Raw genomic sequence first — 16,786 nt, 5'->3', positions numbered from 1 at the left:
CCCACCCCTGTCAATACAAAACCGCGCAGCTGGTTTCCACCCCCACCACACCCCACCTCAAGCCCCCACCCACCCACCCCCAACCCACCCTCAAGAAACCGCAGCCCAACACACCGCCAGGGGCCCGGCGGCACCGACGATCGAGCGCCTGCACCCACCGCGCTCCTGGCACGCACCGGGCAACGCAAGCGCCGGCCCGTGCAGCGGTTCTCACGGCCCAAGTCCCGCAGCCGCAAACGCTGAAGCTGCCGAAGTCACCGTCGGCCGCACCGGCCATACCGGGCGCCACAAAATCATTCACTAGCCCGGTACGCCAACAGGCCCCATACACCAAGAGGCGGAGACGCCGGCCCAACCAGCCCCCACCCCGGACATGCTCCCGGCACCCTGAGGCAGCACTCGGCGCCAACAAGGTCGTGCGGACACCACCAAGGCATGGGGACCCACCCCAAACGGAACCGGACCGACCCGGGCGACCGACTCAAGAACCACTAAACCGCCCGTTTGGTTTTTTACGCCACCATCACCCCCCGCCACCCACGGCAAGCAACCCACCGCCACCCCAGCCAACGACCCCAGAACGGGATCCGCCACCCGCCCCCACCTTCCAGCCAACCCTCCGGCACCCACCCCGCACCCGCACCCAAGAAGCCGTCGAGGTAACCACCCGCCCAGCCCCCACAACCCACAAGCGGAACGCGCCACACCCAGCCGCTCCCGCAACCCGGCACACCCCACCCCTGGAGATCAAACCGCCAAGTTGGTTTTATACGCCGACGGGAAATCATTCTTGACGGGAGTCACCAGTGAGCAAGCAGGAACGGGCCACCCGTACCCGCAACGCCCTCATCCTCTCCGCAGCCAGTCTCTTCGACCAACACGGCTACATCCGCACCAGCTTGGAGGAGATCAGCACCCGAGCCGGCGTCAGCCGTGGTGCCCTGCACTTTCACTTCCCCAACAAGGCAGCCCTCGCCGACGCCATCGAGCGCACCGCCGCCCGCACCCTCCACCACACCGCTCACCCCACACCCCCTACCAGGGTGAGCGCCCTGCAACACCTCATGGACCTCACCCACCGCATGATCCATCTCCTCCAGCACGACATCACCGTCCGCGCCGCGTTCCGCCTCACCCACGACCAGGGCCCTCGCGCCCACGACCTACGCCACCAATGGCACACCTACATCCACCAGCTCACCACCCAGGCCGCCCGAGAACACACCCTGTCCCCTCAGACCACTCCCGAAGCGCTCACCACCACCATCACCGCCACCACGACCGGCCTCGAAGTACTCACCCGCACCAACCCCCACATGCTCACCCCCGCCCCCCTCACTCACTTCTGGCAACTTCTGCTCCCCACCATCACCCACCCCCATACGCTCCCCACCCTCCACCCCAGCGGTAGCCCCACACCTGCCAACACCGCCAACACCGCCAACACCGCCAACACCGCCAACACCGCCGACACCGCCGACAGCATTAACACCACCAGGAGCGCCTACTAGGCGACGGCTGCAGAACGGAGCCTCGGACACACGAAATATCGACACTGCGGGACCAGAGCGGAGACGAGACATCTGCCGGGTTCGCCTGCACCCTCCCCCCTCCACCCGCACCACCGACCCATCAGCAGCATCAGCAAGTAGTCAAGATCCAGCAATGCGACCTCTGTTATCGAACAGGCACGCTAGGCTACCGACAGGTCGTCACGCCTCGGCGGGAACGGCGTTGCAGCGGCATGTGCCGCACGGGGGCAAGGAGAAGGTGTCAGATGACGCACGGTCAGGGTTCGCTCGCGGGGAAGGTTGCCCTTATCACCGGGGCGAGCAGTGGGATCGGTGCCGCAGCGGCCCGGGTGTTCGCACGGGAGGGCGCGCAGGTGGTGCTCATATCCCGGCGGGAGGACCGACTCCAGTCTCTGGTCAAGGAGTTGCACGCCGAGGAGGCACAGGCCTCCTACTGTGTCGCGGACGTGCAGGTCGCCGCCGACATGCGGCGTGCCGTCGACTTCGCGGTGGAGACCTACGGGCAGCTGGACGTCGCGTTCAACAACGCGGGAGCAGCCATGGAGAAGAGTCCGCTGCACCTGATGGACGACGCGGCCTACGACCTCATCATGGACACCAACGTCCGCGGGGTGTGGAACTGCCTGCGTCCCGAGATCGGGGCGATGCTGGAGAGCGGCGGCGGAGCGATCGTGAACACGAGCAGCGTGGCCGGCCTGGTCGCGACCTCGGTAGCGGCCCCTTACATCGCTTCCAAGCACGCCGTGGTCGGACTGACCAAGGTCGCCGCGGTCGAGTACGCACCCAGCAACATCCGCGTCAACGCCATCGCTCCGGGCCTCGCCCGCTCCGAAATGGTCGAGGACTGGTTCGCCCGCTTCCCGGGACAGGAAGCCAAGAGCAAAGCCTCCTCCCCGCAGAACCGCATGGCCGAACCCGAGGAGATCGCGGAGGCCGCCGCCTGGCTGTGCAGCGACCGCGCCTCCTTCGTCACCGGCGCCACCCTGCCTGTCGACGGTGGCGCCACCGCCTGGTAGCGCTTCGCCGCACGGGCCCCAGCCGGGGCCCAACCAGGCGCTCGGGCACTCGGGCACTCAAGCGAGCCCGCGCCGCAGAGAACGCTGCCTAAGGCCAGCCTGAGCAACACCGAGGCGAAGCAAGCTCAGGCTCAGCAGACCAGGACAACCTGGCTCAGCAGTCCAGCTGAGCTCTGCTCAGCCAAAGCCAGCTCAACCAAGTACGGGCTCACCGGCCGCAGTTCAATTAGTCGAAGGGACCAGGATGGGCTGGGGAACGGACACCGCCTGTGCGTACAGGCGTGCCCCCCGGTCCGGGGCGAGGTCGAGGCGGGCCAGGACCGCGGGCACCGTGATCGCCGGTATCACGTGGTCGTAGAGCACCGAGATGCGCCTCTCGACGTCCGCCAGCCCGCTTTCGAGCTGGGAGAAGAGCTGCACCCCGTGAAAAGAGCTGACGATGAGCTCCGCGGTCTGCCGGGGCACCACGTGGGAAAGGATCTCTCCGCGGTCCTTCGCCTCGGCGAGCGTCTGCGCGGACAACTCGATCCAGGCCGGCCAGGCACTGCCGTAGTGCTCCCGGCCCTGCGGGTCGGAAGAGAGCACCGCACCCGCCCGTACCACCGGATCACGTGGCAGCCTGTGCGCGAGCAACAGCCCCGCGTCCACCCACTCCTGGACCTTGAGGTCCTGCGGCGGTCCCGCATAGGCGACCTGCGCCTGCAACACCCCGCGCGCCAAGGCTTCCTTGGAGTCGAAGTGGAAGTACAACGCGCCCTTGGTGACCCCGGCCTCCTGGAGGATGTCCGACACCGTGGCCGCCGAGTATCCATGCTCGGCAAAGACCGTCGCTGCCGCCTCCAGTACTGCGCGGCGGGTTCTGACAGCACGCTCCTGCTGCGCCACGTGACCTCCCCTGCACTCGTGCCCGTATCGGGTATGCAGCGGACCCGAAAAGAAACCGTCGTGGAGGTACCTTACCCACAACCCCACCTGCGGACTCGACCGGGGATCTTTCCCCACCGGCCTCCCTGGCTTCACTCGCCAGACAAATCGACACTCACCACACCAACGCGCCCTCCAACGCGCCCCCTTCGGAAGGGCAACTCGCGCCGTGCGGGGCGTGCTCGATGGCCGGTATCGCACCAGCAAACCAGCCATATCCATGAGGGCTTGCCGTCCGGCAGGGCGGGCGAATCACCGCGGCGCACTCCCGCTTCTGCTCGGTGCGGCGAGGCGGCGGCCGTGCACCCGCCACCCGCCACACACCCGCCGCCAGCTGCACACCCGTCCGCTCAAGGCAGCTTGCGCCGCGGCCTGTTGCGTACGCGCATGAAGCTTGCCGCGTACGCTCCACAGGCCTCCTGCGTACGCTCGTCAGCTCTGCCGCGCAGGCTCGTCCGGCCAGATATGTCCGGCCGCCGCCTCCGCGTCCACCTTGCGCAGCAGTTCCTCGTCGATCTCGTCCAGCGATCGGACCAGATGGCGCACGCCGACCTGCTCCATCAACGGCCGCTGGTACCCGTGGTCGTAGTCACTGGGGTGCCCGATGAACGCCACGCCGAGCTCGCGTGCCGTCTGCGCGACCCGTGCCACGTCGTCGATGAAGAGCACCTGGTCGAAACGGAGCCCGAACACATCCTCGGTGATCTCCCGGATTCCCGGCCGGAAATCATTGGTGCACACATACACCGGATCGTCGAAATACTCCGCCAAATCACCCAGATAACGGTCGAAGTGTGCGCGTTCCAATCCGCCATAACAGACCGTACGCACGCCGAACGACCGCAGCCTTTCCATCAGGCGATGCGCACCCTCCAGCACTCGCACCGGGTGCTCCAGCAGATAGCGCTCCCGTTCCTCGAAATACGCGGCCAGCAAGTCCTCGGCAGTGCCTCCCAATACGTCGGCGGCCGCCTGCGCCGCCACGAGCTGCGACTGCGACAGCAGCGCCTGCTCCAACCCCGCTCCGTACTGGCCGCCCCGGGACTCCACCAAGCGGCGGATCACCGGGCCGAAACTGTCGTTCAGCAACACCCCGTCAATATTCACCGCCACCAGGCTCAGGTGCGCCAATCCCTGCTGACGTCCTTCCTCGTGAACACGCGAATCCGGGCCGATCACACCACCCCCGAGCAGATCCGACTCGACCGAACCGACCTCGGACGAACCCTCATGATCCATCACGCCAACCCCCCACAATCACAATCTGACGATGCACGACGAACACCAACAAGCCCCACCGGAGTGGAGTGGAGCAGACCGGAACAGCCCGGAACAGACCGGACGGAATCAAGCGAACCAGAGCTGAACAGTCCTGCAATCTCCGGAAGCCGGCGAACCGGCGGACGATCCGAGCAAGGACTATACGGACGGGCGGCGCGGACGCGAACAGGCACGAACAGCAGCGGGAAGGCAGACGTAGACGGAGCAACAGGCTGCGATGAGCGGGCGGATGACGGGCAGACAGGCAGCGGACGACAGACGGCGGACGGAAGGGCAGACGGGCGTGCTGATCGACGCGAAAGCATAACAAGAGAACCGGACTGCCGGTTTTCCATGGTTAAACGGACGGAATAATTCCTCTTTTACAGAAAACCGCAACCCCCCTCCCACCAGGAACGCAACTCCCCGACGCTACGCAGCGTCACAGAAACTCGAATCCCCAGGACACCCATTTACCCTGCGTTCGGCTCGTGTAATCACCACCGACCCTTGAAAAGGAAACCGGTGGGTATGTATGTTATGGCGTCACTTTCATTCACCTCCGGGGGAGAGGTTCATGAGCAGCAGTCTCGTCATGCCCGAGTCGAAAGACGCCCAGGGCAACCGCAACGCCCACACCGCCCGCAACGACGGTTCGCCGGCTCAACTGCCGCGGCTCACCACGACCGTTCCGGCGGAATACGTCCACCGTGCCGCCCTCGCCGAAGTGTTCCTCACCGACTGCGAGAAAACCGGTGAGAGCACCTTCGTGCTCACCGGCCAGTGGCCCCGCGCCCACACCTTCTTCACCACGTCGGACGGGCGCCACCACGATCATCTGCTGGCCTGCGAGACGTTCCGCCAGACCGGCATCTACTTGGCCCACGCCGAGTTCGGCATACCGCTGGGCCACAACTTCGTCATGCAGGACATGACCGTCACCACCCATCCAGAACACCTGGCCATCGGCACCACTCCCACCAACCTCACCCTCAACACGACTCTCACCCGCGTTCGCCGCAGTCCCAACTTCACGATCAGTCTCACCATCACCAACCAGCACGACCACACCATCGCCACCTGCTACGGCCACTTCACCTGCATATCCCCGGCCGCCTACCAGCGGCTGCGCACCGCCAACCCCGCCAACTCCCACTCCGCCAATCCCACTGACCACACCCTCGAAGCCCTGGAGCACACCCCCATCGACCAGGACCCCACCACTTACGGCCGCGTCCACACCCGTGACCTCGTGCTCGCCCCCACCCACGAGCCCCACCGGTTCCGCCTCAACCCCGACCCCACGCACCCCATCCTGTTCGACCACGACGGTGACCACATTCCCGGCATGGTTCTCATCGAGGCGGCGCGCCAAGCCACCCACCCTCACCCCCCGACTACTCATCTCACGCACAGCCACACCGAGTGGCACAACTACGTCGAACTCAACGCCCCTTGCCACATCACCATCACTCCTCCCACCACCACGACCACCCCCACCGGTCGCACCACCACGCAGACTGTCACCAGTCACCAGAACGACCACCTCACCCACACCACGACCCTCACTCACACCACCACCCACACGCCTGCGTAACCAGCAGCAGCGAGACTTCCTCCCACCCGTTCGTGGGCCCCTCAACGCAGCACGGCACAGCGACAGCCCCTGCGACGCCGACGGCCATGTCGGCAGCCACGCCAGCGGTTACGCCGTGATCGCCGACCCGTGCTGAGCCCGCCCACGTTCCCGCTCGGTCGCCCACCTCCCTGCCCCCATCCTGAGCACAGCTCAGGCCCCACCAGGGACGCCCACCTGCACGCACACAGACGCCGAAACGGCCGTGCCTGCTGCCCGTCGACTGACCTCCCGTCAGCGAGTGGGCGACTGAGCGGACCCCTCCGCGCGGAGGGACGGCCAGGGCGCGCCGTGCCACTGACCGGGGTCGGCCCTGCCCGGCCCCGACGACCCTGACCTGCGGCGACAAGTCACCGCCCCATAGAATCCGGGGCGAGTACGCGGATATCCCGACCCCGGACCGCCGCCGGTGCCCACGTCCCTGCCGACCCCGAGGGAAGCCGGGCCGACTCCTGCCCGCCTGCCCCGCCGTCCGGGTCTCCCGCCGGCCCTGCCCCCGGATCACCACTGTCTTGAGCACCGAAGCAGTCAGCGACGTAAAGCCGTCCCCATCCCCATCCCCCGCGCCATCCCCGTCCCCCGCGCCGTCCCCGCCCCCCGCCTCGTGCCCCGCACCGTCCTCGACCACCCGGTCCCGCATCCGCGCCCGCCTCGCCGGGCGCGCGCCCGCCCCGCCGCCGCCGGGTACCGCGCTGCACAATGTCAGCGTCGCCACCGCCGTCCTCCTGGCCCTGGTGGCCATAGGCTCGCTCATCCACGAGCCCGTGCTCATACCCCCGCTCGCCGCGTCCGCCGCGATCATCCACGGTGCGCCGACGTTGCCGCTGGCCCAGCCACGCAGCGTGATCGTCGGCCATCTGCTGTGTGTCGCCGTCGGGTATGCGGTCGTCGCCGCCTCGGGCAGCTCCCCGTGGGCGGCGGCCATGGCTGCCGGGATCGGCTTGGCCGTGATGACAGTGGCTCGTACGCCGCACTCCCCCGCGTGCGCGACCGCCGTCGTCATCGTCCTCAACACACCGCGGCCCGCGACCTTCGTGCCTCTGCTCGCGGGTTCCGCCGCTCTCCTGGTTCTCGTGGGCTGGGCCGCCTCGCGCGCCCGCCCCAGCGCGCCGCGCTACCCCGCCTACTGGTGGTGAGCCGGGCCATCGGCCGAACGGTCAGGCCGCGGATGTGTCACACACGCGGGCCGAGTGGTGTCTCCATGGCGAAGCCAGACACACAGCCCGCCAGCCCGCCACCCGCCAGACAGCGGTACGCGACAGCGGTAACCGAGTGGCCAAGCGGCCGGGCAGACACATGAGGAGACGGAGACCATCATGGCGCTACGCATGACGAAGGCCGACCTTCCCGCCGAGCTCAAGAGCAATCTGATCAAGCAGCTCGGTGCCGTGCCCGAGCCCGTCGAGGTGGTGTGGCACAGTCCGGCGGTGGCCGCGGACACCTTGGACTTCGCCGGCAGGGTCGGTGCTTGGGACGCGGTCGACGAGGGCCTGAAGACGTTCGTGCACATGGCCGTCGCGGCGCAGGTCGGCTGCGGCTGGTGCCTCGACGTCAACTACTTCCGGGCGCTGAACGAGAATCTGGACATGACCAAGGCGAGTCAGGTGCCGCGCTGGCGGGAATCGGACACGTTCACGCCACTGGAGCGGGGCGTCCTGGAGTACGCCGAGGCCATGACGGTCACACCGACGGCTGTCACCGACGAACTGCACGCGAGCCTGCTCGACCGGCTCGGCACGGCGGCGATGGTCGAACTCACCGCGTTCATCGCCTTCAGCAACATGTCGACCAGGAACAACACGGCACACGGGATAACGTCGCAGGGCTTCTCCGACGCGTGCGAGATCCCGCTGGCCGCGCGCCCTGGGCGGTCCGGCGCCGCGTCGACGGTATGAGCGGGGACCCGTTCGTCGCCCACCGCAGCCTGCTGTTCACGGTCGCCTACGAGATGCTCGGCTCCGCGGCCGACGCGGAGGACGTACTACAGGAATCCTGGCTGCGCTGGGCCGACGTCGATCAGGAGCGGGTCAGTGACCCGCGGGCGTACCTCGTCAGGATCGTCACACGGCAGGCGCTCAACCGTATGCGTACGCTGTCTCGCCGCCGCGAGGACTACGTGGGTGAGTGGCTGCCGGAGCCGTTGCTGACCAGTCCGGATGTCGCCGAGGACGTCGAGCTCGCGGAGAGCGTCTCCATCGCGATGCTCACCGTGCTCGAAACGCTCGGGCCGACGGAGCGGGCGGTCTTCGTGCTCCGTGAGGTCTTCGACATGCCGTACGGGGAGATCGCCGTGGCCGTCGGCAAGTCTGCGGCCGCCGTACGGCAGACGGCTCGGCGGGCCCGCGAGCATGTGGCGGCCCGCCGGCCGCGGATGGAGGTGAGCCGGTCCGAGCAGCAGGCCGTGGTGGAGAGGTTCCTGGCCGCGCTGCGCACCGGGCAGGTCAAGGAGCTGATGGAGGTCATGGCTCCGGATGTGGTTCTGGTCGCGGATGACGGTGGGCTCGCGACGGCAGCTCGCGTGCCGGTCCGCGGAGCCGAACTGGTCGCGAACGCGCTCGCGCGCCCTGACCGGGTGGTGTCGCCCCTGACGCTCAACGGTGCGCCCGCGGGCCGTACCGAGGTCGACGGCCGGGTGGCCGCGGTGAGCTTCGTGGTGGAGAACGGGCGGATCGCCCGGATCTACGCAGTGGCGAATCCACTGAAGCTGACGCGCCTGGACCAGCCGGCGGAGCTCGCCAGGTAGGCCGAGCCCCCCGGCTTGTCCACCGGTGCTGGGCACGGCCGGGGGGAGCAGGCAGCTGCCGCTCCCCCCCCCACCCCCCTGCCCCTGCCCCCGTCCCCCACCGCAGCCGTGTGTCCAGCGCCTCGCGCAAAATCATGTGACCCGGCGGGCCCGGCGCGTTATCGTCGGCTGCATGAACGTCAACGGCCCAGGCGACACCGCGACCGCGCGAGCGACCAGCTCGCCGGTTGCCGCCGCCTGACGTCTTTCGTTCTTTCCATCGGCGACCGGAAACGGCCCGCCGATGTTCCCGTGGCCCCTGGCTCTCTCGCCGACTCCCTCGCCACGATCCGACGACCGCGCGGACCCGTTGTCCGGTGCCTCCCCCGCTCGTACACGCGAAGGAGCCACCTCATGAACACCGACTCGGTGATCAACACGTTCGTCGAGTACTTCCAGGAGCGCGGCCATCGCCGGATCACCGGGTCGACCCTGCTGCCGCCGCCCGGGGATTCCGTCCTGTTCACCACTTCGGGCATGCACCCCCTCGTCCCGTACCTGGAAGGGCGCCCGCACCCTCTCGGCAGCCGGCTCGTCAACGTCCAGCGGTGTCTGCGCACCACGGACCTCGAAGAGGTCGGCGATCCCACGCATCTGACCGTCTTCGAGATGCTCGGCACCTGGTCGCTCGGCGACTACGAAGGGCCGCAGAGCCTCCGCTGGGGATACGAGCTGCTCACCGAGGGCCTCGGTATCGATCCCCGCACGATGCACGCCACGGTCTTCGGCGGCGACGACCGCAGCGGCCCGGACACCGCTTCCCTGGAAGTGTGGGAAGAAGCCGGAATTCCGGTGGAGTTGACCGTGGAGGACAACTGGTGGTCCAACGGACCGACCGGCCCCTGCGGTCCCGATTCCGAGATTTTCCTCTGGACCGGCGACACTCCGCCGCGTTCGACGCCCACGCAGGACGACCGTTGGGTGGAGGTGTGGAACCACGTCACCATGCGCTACCGCAGGCTCGTCGACGGTTCGCTCGTGCCGCTCCCCCGGCGCAATGTCGACACGGGGCTCGGCCTGGAGCGGCTGGTTTCGTTGCTCCAAGGCAAGTCGTCGGTGTTCGAGTGCGATGTCTTCGCTCCCTGGCGTCTGCTCCTGCCGGGGCTGTGGCAGCTCGACGAACCGTCGCTGCGGATCGTCTGCGATCATCTGCGTTCGGCCGTGGTGGTGATCGGGGACGGGGTGCGCCCGAGCAACACCGGTCGTGGCTACGTGTTGCGCCGACTGGTCCGGCGCCTGCTCACCGTGCTGTGGCGTGACGATCCCACGCGCGGGCTCGGCGACCTGCCGGGCGATCTGATCCAGCACACTCTGGACCACTTCCACCAGGACGTGGATCCCGTCGACGTACGCGTCGTCCTGCTCGACGAGGAGCGCAGGTTCCGCCGGCTTCTGGAGCGCGGGCAGCAGATCCTCGCCCGGCCCCGCTTCCAAGGGCCGCTCGACGAGGAGGACTTGCACTATCTCCACGACACGCACGGCCTGCCGCGCGACCTCGTACTGAGCCTGCGTCCGGAGGGAGGAGGGCCTGAAGCCTGAGGACTCGAAGCCGAGGCGCGGAACTCCTCACACTCTCAGCGCCTCAGCAGGCCGCCCACCCACCAGTCGTGCGGGTTGCCGTCGTTGGCGATTGAGCGGTTCCTCAGGGTTCCTTCGACGGTGAAGCCCAGTTTCTCGGCGATGGCGCGCGAACCGGTGTTGCCGACCATGGCCCACCACTCGATGCGGTGGACGTCGAGGGTGGCCCACCCCCAGTCGCACAGCGCTCGCGCGGCCTCGACCGAATAGCCGTGCTGACGCTGCTCCTTGACGGCCCAGTAGCCCAGTTCGAAGACGCCCCGGCTCAGCCGGGTGAGGCAGTACGCGCCGACGAACGCCCCGCTGCCCTTGCGGAACGCGCCGAGGGTGTAGTCCTTGTCCGTGGCCCAGCCCGCGGGCCACTCCTCGCGGACGCTCTTCTCGGCGTGCTCGCGTCGGTAGGGCACGGGTACCGGCGTGTAGTGCTGAATGTCCTCGTCCTGGCAGGCGTCATACACCGCGTCCACGTCGCCGGCCGTGAAAGCCCGTAGCACCAGACGATCGGTCTCTAGAGTCACCGGATCCATTGCGGCAGTATGAACATCGTCCGCCGACCGCGGCCAGTGATTATCCCGTAAGGGTGTCGAGCACGCCGGTCACCAGTCGGCGGGCGTACGCGGCGTCGTGGCCGGTCGGCCGGAAGAGGATGCGGTACATCACCGGCGCGACGACGTGGTCGAGGACCGTCTCGACGTCGGGGACGGCCTCGCCGCGGTCGACCGCGCGCGCCAGGATGACGTCGATCTGTTCGGCCGCATAGGCGGAGCACTGCCCCGCGTTGCTGCCGTCGGGATCGCCGAGCAGCGCGTCACGGATGTAGGCCCGGCCCGCGGAGGACGACATCTCGTCGAGGAACTGCTCCGCCCAGGCTTCGAGATCGGAGGTCAGGTCCCCGCGGTCCTCCGGCGGCGCCTCGGGGCGCAGCCGCTCGACCGCCACGTCCGACAGGAGTGCCTGGAGGTCGCCCCAGCGGCGGTAGATCGTCGAGGGGGTGACTTCGGCGCGGGCGGCGATCAGCGGAACCGTCAGTGCGTCGCGGCCCACCTCTGCCGCGAGCTCGCGCACGGCGGTGTGCACCGCTTCTTGTACTCGGGCGCTGCGCCCGCCCGGGCGCGCCATCGGCTTACGACTACTCACGTCATCACCTTAAAGCGAATCCGTGACTTGGCCGGCTGGAGGTGTGAGCTAGTGGGGAGGGGCGACAGCCACCGGGCCAAACGGCCGGGCGGGGAGGTGGGTGGAGGGGTGGGCAGGGGCTGTCTGCTCGTAGGCATGCCCCACCCGCAGGAGCATGGCCTCGGTGAGCGGGCGGCCGAGGAGCTGCATGCCGATGGGCATGCCCGCGTGGTCGCGGCCGACCGGCACGGACAGTGCCGGTACGCCGGTGATGTCGGCGGGGGCGGACAGGCGTACATAGGCGTCGGAGACGCTCTCCTCAGTGCCGTCGGCCCAGGTGATGGTCTCCTGTTCCGAGTGCACCGCGGTCGCGGGAACGGTCGGTGCGGCGATCACGTCGACCTCGTCCAGCATGCTCAGCCAGGCCTGGCGCATGAGCGTGCGGGCTCGTTGGGCGCGCAGGTAGTCGGTGGCGGTCATGAGCGCGCCGGCTTCCAGGAGGATGCGGACGTCGGAGCCGTACTGTCCGGGGTCTGAGCGCAGAGTCTGCTCGTGGTAGGCGGTGGCTTCCGGGACCATCAGGCCCCATTGCGTGGCCTGGACGTAGCGGGTCATCGGGATCTCGACCTCGACGAGAGTCGCACCGAGTGCTTCCAGTCGCGTGACGGCGGCGCGTACGGCGGTGTCGACATCCGGCTCGACGTGATCGAAGTAGTAGTTCCGGGGAACGCCGACCCGCAGCCCTGTCAGGTCCGTCCCGGGGGCCGGTCGGTAGTCCACGGGAGGCAGGGAGAGGCTGGCGGGGTCGCGCGGGTCGTGTCCGGCGAGGACGGTCATCGCCAGGGCCGCGTCCTCGACGGTACGGGTCAGGGGGCCGACGTGGTCCAGCGTCCAGGACAGGGACGTCACGCCGTGCCGGGGAACGAGGCCGTACGTGGGCTTGAGGCCGACGACACCGTTCAGCGCGGCCGGGACGCGGATCGACCCGCCCGTGTCGGTCCCCAGGGCGAAGGTCGCCGCCCCTGCCGCCACGGCGACGGCCGAGCCGCCGCTGGACCCGCCGGCCACCCGTTCCGGGTCCCAGGCGTTGTTGGTTTGCGGCGTGGTCAGTCCGTAGGCGAACTCGTGGGTGTGGGTCTTGCCCACCAGGGCGGTGCCGGCCGCGGCCAGGCGTGCCGCGACCGTACTGTCGGCGTCCGCCCGGTGGCCCGCCCGGACCCGGGAGCTGGCCGTGGTCGCGACGCCGGCGACGTCGATCAGGTCCTTCAGCGCCACGGGGATTCCGTGCAGGGGCCCCTTCAACTGATGGGCGGCGACCTCGCGTTCGGCATCGCGCGCCGCGTTACGCGCCCGTTCCGCCGTCACTGTGACGTAGGCCTGGAGGTGAGGTTCTGTCTGCTCGATCCGGTTCAGCACCGAGTCGACGAGCTCCACGGGCGAGAGTCGACGCGCCTGTATCTCGTTCGCGGCAGCGGCGAGGGACAGCTCATACGGCTGCATGGTGGTTCTCCTTACGGGGTGGTGGGGGCAGGCAGGGACAGGGACATGAGCAAGGGCGACGGAAGGAGGGGGGAGGGTGGGGTGGGCGGGGTGTCCGCGAAGTCCAGTTCGCGGAGGACGGCGACGACGGAGTGGATGTGGTTCGCCGTGGCGGCGACGGCCTGGTGCCGGTCGGTTGCCAACGGGAGGCCGGCTCGCGCCGCCCATCGGGCGGCCTCGGGCGGGGTGAGTTGTTCGGTGGGGCGGGGCATGGAGATCCCTTTCGTGCCGTCGGGGTGAGGAGGAGGTGCGGCATCCACTACTCCTCTACTCCTCACTCCGCAGCTAAAAGCTAAGCGTTTGCGTTAGCTCGACAGTAGGACCTAGGCTCACTTAACGCAAACAGTTAGCTTTTAGCCGCTCGACCGGAATGGACGACCGACATGAGGACGCCACCAACAGACCGAACACCCCACCCCGACGAGACGAACCGATCGGCACAGCCCGACAGGACAAAGCCACCCGCGGCGGCCTCGACACTCCCCCACTGGACCGTCGGCGACATCACCATCCACCGCATCGACGAAACACCTCTGCCACCCGCGACCGGGCCCTGGCTGCTGCCCGACGCCACAGTCGACGTGGTCGCGCAACAGCACTGGCTGCGCCCCGACTTCGCCGATCACGAGGGTGTCCTGCACCTCGACAGCCACAGCTTCGCGTTCGTCGTGGGTACGCTGCGGGTGCTCGTCGACACCGGCATCGGCAACGGCAAGACACGGGCCAACCCGGCCTGGCACAACCTTCACACCGACTACCTGCAACGCCTCACCGAAGCCGGATTCCCCCCGGACTCGGTCGACCTGGTCGTCCTCACCCACCTGCACACCGACCACGTCGGCTGGAACACCCGGGAAGTGGACGGCGCATGGGCCCCGACCTTCCCCAACGCCCGCTATGTCACCTCCCGTACCGAGCGGGAGTCCTGGTCCGGGTACGCGATGGACGAGGCGCGAGAGCAAATGTTCCGCGACTCCATACTCCCGATCGAGGACGCCGGACTGCTCGACCTCATCGACGTCCCGGCCGCTGGCACCGAAATCGCCCCCGGTCTGAGTCTTCTACCCACCCCTGGTCACACCCCGGGCCACACCACGATCCAGGTCACGAGTCACGCGAACAGGGCGGTAATAACGGGGGACTTGATTCATCATCCCGTCCAACTTCCCCACCCCCATATCGGAAGCTGCGTCGACATCGACCCGGACCAGTCCGAGGCATCGCGTCGCGCTCTCCTCGCCTCACTAGCGGACACCGACGCCCTCGTGCTGGGCACTCACTTCCCCGAGCCGACTGCCGGTCGCGTGGTGTCCCACGGGGATGCCTATCGGTTGACACCGGTGCCGCCGACGCGGCGCACGCTCACGCGGTGACGCCCGGGTAGCACCTGGTGGCTTCCGCTTCGTACGGGAGGCTGGAGAGTGCGTCGGCGTAACCGCGTTCCAGGGCCTGGCGTTGGCGTGCGGTGTGCGGGTCGGCGGGCAGTGCGGCCAGGCGCGCCATACGTTCCTCGTGGGCCTGGGTGATCTGGTCGGCGGCCGCACGCCAGTCGGTGTCGTCCGGTACGCGGACCAGTTCCACGCAGACCGGTTCCGTACCCTCCGCCAGTGCCGCCGCAGCCCGGTCGTGGCCGTCCAGGAGCAGCCAGCCGTCCAGGAAGGAAACCCACCACAGCAGCACGGGAACGAGGGTGCCCTCACTGACGTGCTTGCGGTAGGCCTTCACACGGGCGGCGTCCGGCTCCGGGAGCGGACGCAGCGGCAGGACGCCGTGCCAGCCACCCCCACAGAGCTGTTCGAGGGTCGCGTCGGGCCAGTCACGGACGAGGTCGCAGCTCCAGATGCCCGGCGCGAAGGTGGTACGCGGACTCAGCCGCCAGCGTCCCTCGTGGAGGGGGCTGCGCTCCCCCTCTTCCAGCCAACGCGCGTACTGGTACGCCCAGTTCACACTGGCCCGCATCGCGGCTGCGGTCAGGGGCGGCAACGGGGAGCGGTGACCGGCCAGTCGGCGCAGGTGAAGCTCGCGACAGCACCCGTCGCCTTCGGACCGGGCCTGGATGAGCGGCTGTTCGCCCTGAAGGAGGGCCCAGCGGCGCTCGGTCTCCCGCTCGAAGCGCAAGGACGGCCGGGCGACCTGCCCTCCGTCCGGAACGGACAGGACGAGCCCGCCGCCGGGCAGTGGTTCCCGTGTGGCCCTGATCATGGGATCAGTGTGCCAGTACGAAGGCTGCGCTCGGCATACTCCGCCTTCTCGTGAAGGTCGCCTTCGCCCCCGCCTGCCAGCGGGCTTGCAGCACCGCACCTACCGTCTCCGCACCCACGCCCACGCCCCGGTATCGGGTCACATGGGGGTGCTGGCCAGGATGCGGGGAGAACCGAGTTGGTTCCGCGTGGCGGCGAATCGCGCCACCCACTCCGAGCGGGCAGGGGCCGCGGGCGTCAGCGCGGTGAGCTCGCTTCCCGCACACCCAAGCGGGACCGGAGCGCGGGCCTAGTGCCCCTTCTCGAGGAGTTGGCCCGGGACTTCCGAGGGTGGGGCGGCGAGCGAAGCTGGCAGAGCAACGATCGTGACCTCGCCCTCCGCGCAGGCTTCCAGCCTGGCGGGCAGATTGGGTTGACCTGGACTCGGACGAAGAGGTCGTGGGTGCAAGCCCCGCCGACGGCCCGGTCTGCGCAGACAACTCCAGCGCCCACCTCGAAAGGTGATTGGGCGGCGACAACAAAGGGCCTGTACGCGCGCAGTGTGCGTACAGGCCCTTGATCGAGCGCCGGGCAGGCCTTGCACCTGCATCTCCCCACAGGAAGTGGGGCGTCTTTCCTTGGACCACCAACGCATCGCCGACCACCACGTGTTGTGGCGACCAGTTCAAGATCTACTGTACCCCAAAGAGTTCGGAGGCGGTCACCGCATGGCGTCAGGTCGTCCGCGCACGCTGACGTTCCACGTAGCCGACCGTACGTATGTTTCCGCTCACGACACGCCTGATCACAGTCAGTGACCACCGTACCGAACTGGCCGAATGAGCCCCGGCCTTGAAGACCGCCCCGGTGGCCCCGGCGCGGAACTCGGCGTCCGCTTCCACGAAGAAGCTCGTGAGGCGATTGAGAAGGCGTTGCTGTTGCCCCACAGCCGCAGGGCGTCCTCATCGGGCCGTACGGCTGGTCCGCCTCGCGGGCAACCGTCCGCCCCCACAACAGCCACCCCTTTACCCGCCCGCTTCCGCTCAGGACAGCGGCCTTGCCCTATACGCCTGCCCGTGGGGCGATACCCCACATGCCCGTGAACACGCGGTTGCGAGCGTTCGGGCCCCGGCGGCGGCGTGCCTATCCAGGGCTCCAGTCGACCGGTTCGATCACGGATGGCTACGCCCTCCTGCCGCATGGCCGAAACCCGCGTCCGAAGC

16 protein-coding genes are annotated in these 16,786 nt (G+C 68.5%); 9 read left to right on the top strand and 7 right to left on the bottom strand.

Features of this window, described 5'->3' with window-relative positions:
- The first annotated feature begins 806 nt into the window (after positions 1-806).
- Both ACZ4Z4_RS36840 and ACZ4Z4_RS36835 read left to right on the top strand, forming a co-directional pair.
- Positions 807-1,511, top strand: a complete 705-nt coding sequence (locus tag ACZ4Z4_RS36840; protein WP_468337718.1) for a ScbR family autoregulator-binding transcription factor — start codon at positions 807-809, stop codon at positions 1,509-1,511.
- 266 nt (positions 1,512-1,777) lie between these two features.
- Positions 1,778-2,548, top strand: coding sequence for a glucose 1-dehydrogenase (locus tag ACZ4Z4_RS36835; RefSeq protein WP_468337715.1), 771 nt, complete (start codon positions 1,778-1,780; stop codon positions 2,546-2,548).
- Between the two features lie 222 nt (positions 2,549-2,770).
- On the opposite strand, the gene ACZ4Z4_RS36830 is transcribed toward ACZ4Z4_RS36835, so the two are convergent.
- Together ACZ4Z4_RS36830 and ACZ4Z4_RS36825 are read right to left on the bottom strand one after the other, a co-directional pair.
- On the bottom strand, positions 2,771-3,433 hold the full coding sequence (locus ACZ4Z4_RS36830) for a ScbR family autoregulator-binding transcription factor (protein ID WP_468337712.1): 663 nt from the start codon (positions 3,431-3,433) through the stop codon (positions 2,771-2,773).
- 471 nt (positions 3,434-3,904) lie between these two features.
- The gene (locus ACZ4Z4_RS36825; protein WP_468337708.1) at positions 3,905-4,714 is read right to left on the bottom strand and encodes an HAD family hydrolase; all 810 of its coding nucleotides are present in this window, start codon (positions 4,712-4,714) and stop codon (positions 3,905-3,907) included.
- Between the two features lie 595 nt (positions 4,715-5,309).
- Here ACZ4Z4_RS36825 and ACZ4Z4_RS36820 point away from each other — a divergent pair.
- The 5 genes from ACZ4Z4_RS36820 (at position 5,310) to ACZ4Z4_RS36800 (ending at position 10,689) form a co-directional block, all read left to right on the top strand.
- Positions 5,310-6,329 carry a ScbA/BarX family gamma-butyrolactone biosynthesis protein gene (locus tag ACZ4Z4_RS36820; protein ID WP_468337705.1) on the top strand — a complete coding sequence of 340 codons (1,020 nt, stop codon included), beginning with the start codon at positions 5,310-5,312 and terminating at the stop codon, positions 6,327-6,329.
- A 551-nt stretch (positions 6,330-6,880) separates the two neighbouring features.
- Positions 6,881-7,504 carry an HPP family protein gene (locus ACZ4Z4_RS36815; RefSeq protein ID WP_468337702.1) on the top strand — a complete coding sequence of 208 codons (624 nt, stop codon included), beginning with the start codon at positions 6,881-6,883 and terminating at the stop codon, positions 7,502-7,504.
- 180 nt (positions 7,505-7,684) lie between these two features.
- Positions 7,685-8,263: a carboxymuconolactone decarboxylase family protein gene (locus ACZ4Z4_RS36810; protein WP_468337699.1), complete on the top strand. Its 579-nt coding sequence runs from the start codon at positions 7,685-7,687 to the stop codon at positions 8,261-8,263.
- Positions 8,260-9,111 (top strand): RNA polymerase sigma factor SigJ, encoded by an 852-nt coding sequence (sigJ, locus tag ACZ4Z4_RS36805; protein WP_468337697.1) that lies wholly within the window; start codon positions 8,260-8,262, stop codon positions 9,109-9,111. The genes ACZ4Z4_RS36810 and sigJ overlap by 4 nt, the downstream gene beginning before the upstream one ends.
- A 393-nt stretch (positions 9,112-9,504) precedes the next feature.
- The gene (locus ACZ4Z4_RS36800) at positions 9,505-10,689 is read left to right on the top strand and encodes an alanine--tRNA ligase-related protein (protein WP_468337694.1); all 1,185 of its coding nucleotides are present in this window, start codon (positions 9,505-9,507) and stop codon (positions 10,687-10,689) included.
- 35 nt (positions 10,690-10,724) lie between these two features.
- Here the strand turns inward: ACZ4Z4_RS36800 and ACZ4Z4_RS36795 are convergent, their stop codons facing one another.
- From ACZ4Z4_RS36795 to ACZ4Z4_RS36780, 4 genes are all read right to left on the bottom strand, one after another.
- Positions 10,725-11,255: a GNAT family N-acetyltransferase gene (locus ACZ4Z4_RS36795; protein ID WP_468337690.1), complete on the bottom strand. Its 531-nt coding sequence runs from the start codon at positions 11,253-11,255 to the stop codon at positions 10,725-10,727.
- Positions 11,256-11,295: 40 nt separating this feature from the next.
- Entirely contained in the window at positions 11,296-11,847 is a 552-nt protein-coding gene (locus ACZ4Z4_RS36790; RefSeq protein ID WP_468337741.1) for a TetR/AcrR family transcriptional regulator, read from the bottom strand.
- Between the two features lie 66 nt (positions 11,848-11,913).
- A complete protein-coding gene (locus ACZ4Z4_RS36785) occupies positions 11,914-13,344 on the bottom strand; it encodes an amidase (protein ID WP_468337687.1) in 1,431 nt (476 codons plus the stop codon).
- 11 nt (positions 13,345-13,355) lie between these two features.
- Positions 13,356-13,595 (bottom strand): hypothetical protein, encoded by a 240-nt coding sequence (locus ACZ4Z4_RS36780; protein ID WP_468337684.1) that lies wholly within the window; start codon positions 13,593-13,595, stop codon positions 13,356-13,358.
- A 171-nt stretch (positions 13,596-13,766) separates the two neighbouring features.
- On the opposite strand from ACZ4Z4_RS36780, the gene ACZ4Z4_RS36775 reads away from it, so the two are divergent.
- Positions 13,767-14,756, top strand: a complete 990-nt coding sequence (locus tag ACZ4Z4_RS36775) for an MBL fold metallo-hydrolase (RefSeq protein ID WP_468337681.1) — start codon at positions 13,767-13,769, stop codon at positions 14,754-14,756.
- Here the strand turns inward: ACZ4Z4_RS36775 and ACZ4Z4_RS36770 are convergent.
- Positions 14,746-15,585: a hypothetical protein gene (locus ACZ4Z4_RS36770; RefSeq protein ID WP_468337678.1), complete on the bottom strand. Its 840-nt coding sequence runs from the start codon at positions 15,583-15,585 to the stop codon at positions 14,746-14,748. The two genes, ACZ4Z4_RS36775 and ACZ4Z4_RS36770, sit on opposite strands and share 11 nt — an antisense overlap.
- Before the next feature lie 177 nt (positions 15,586-15,762).
- Here ACZ4Z4_RS36770 and ACZ4Z4_RS36765 point away from each other — a divergent pair, with 177 nt between their 5' ends.
- The gene (locus ACZ4Z4_RS36765) at positions 15,763-16,143 is read left to right on the top strand and encodes a DUF6228 family protein (RefSeq protein WP_468337675.1); all 381 of its coding nucleotides are present in this window, start codon (positions 15,763-15,765) and stop codon (positions 16,141-16,143) included.
- The last annotated feature ends 643 nt before the right edge of the window (positions 16,144-16,786 follow it).

The sequence above is a fragment of the Streptomyces sp. NPDC030245 genome (assembly GCF_055572995.1).
Note: the sequence above shows the minus strand (reverse complement) of the source record. Positions and strands in the feature narration are given on the sequence as shown.

What these genes read in the sequence shown, in the direction of transcription:
- ACZ4Z4_RS36835 (WP_468337715.1), top strand. Translation starts at nt 1,778, where the DNA reads ATGACGCACGGTCAGGGTTCGCTCGCGGGGAAGGTTGCCCTTATCACC.
- ACZ4Z4_RS36820 (WP_468337705.1), top strand. Translation starts at nt 5,310, where the DNA reads ATGAGCAGCAGTCTCGTCATGCCCGAGTCGAAAGACGCCCAGGGCAAC.
- ACZ4Z4_RS36810 (WP_468337699.1), top strand. Translation starts at nt 7,685, where the DNA reads ATGGCGCTACGCATGACGAAGGCCGACCTTCCCGCCGAGCTCAAGAGC.
- sigJ (WP_468337697.1), top strand. Translation starts at nt 8,260, where the DNA reads ATGAGCGGGGACCCGTTCGTCGCCCACCGCAGCCTGCTGTTCACGGTC.
- ACZ4Z4_RS36800 (WP_468337694.1), top strand. Translation starts at nt 9,505, where the DNA reads ATGAACACCGACTCGGTGATCAACACGTTCGTCGAGTACTTCCAGGAG.
- ACZ4Z4_RS36795 (WP_468337690.1), bottom strand. Translation starts at nt 11,255, where the DNA reads ATGGATCCGGTGACTCTAGAGACCGATCGTCTGGTGCTACGGGCTTTC.
- ACZ4Z4_RS36790 (WP_468337741.1), bottom strand. Translation starts at nt 11,847, where the DNA reads ATGGCGCGCCCGGGCGGGCGCAGCGCCCGAGTACAAGAAGCGGTGCAC.
- ACZ4Z4_RS36785 (WP_468337687.1), bottom strand. Translation starts at nt 13,344, where the DNA reads ATGCAGCCGTATGAGCTGTCCCTCGCCGCTGCCGCGAACGAGATACAG.
- ACZ4Z4_RS36780 (WP_468337684.1), bottom strand. Translation starts at nt 13,595, where the DNA reads ATGCCCCGCCCCACCGAACAACTCACCCCGCCCGAGGCCGCCCGATGG.
- ACZ4Z4_RS36775 (WP_468337681.1), top strand. Translation starts at nt 13,767, where the DNA reads ATGAGGACGCCACCAACAGACCGAACACCCCACCCCGACGAGACGAAC.
- ACZ4Z4_RS36770 (WP_468337678.1), bottom strand. Translation starts at nt 15,585, where the DNA reads ATGATCAGGGCCACACGGGAACCACTGCCCGGCGGCGGGCTCGTCCTG.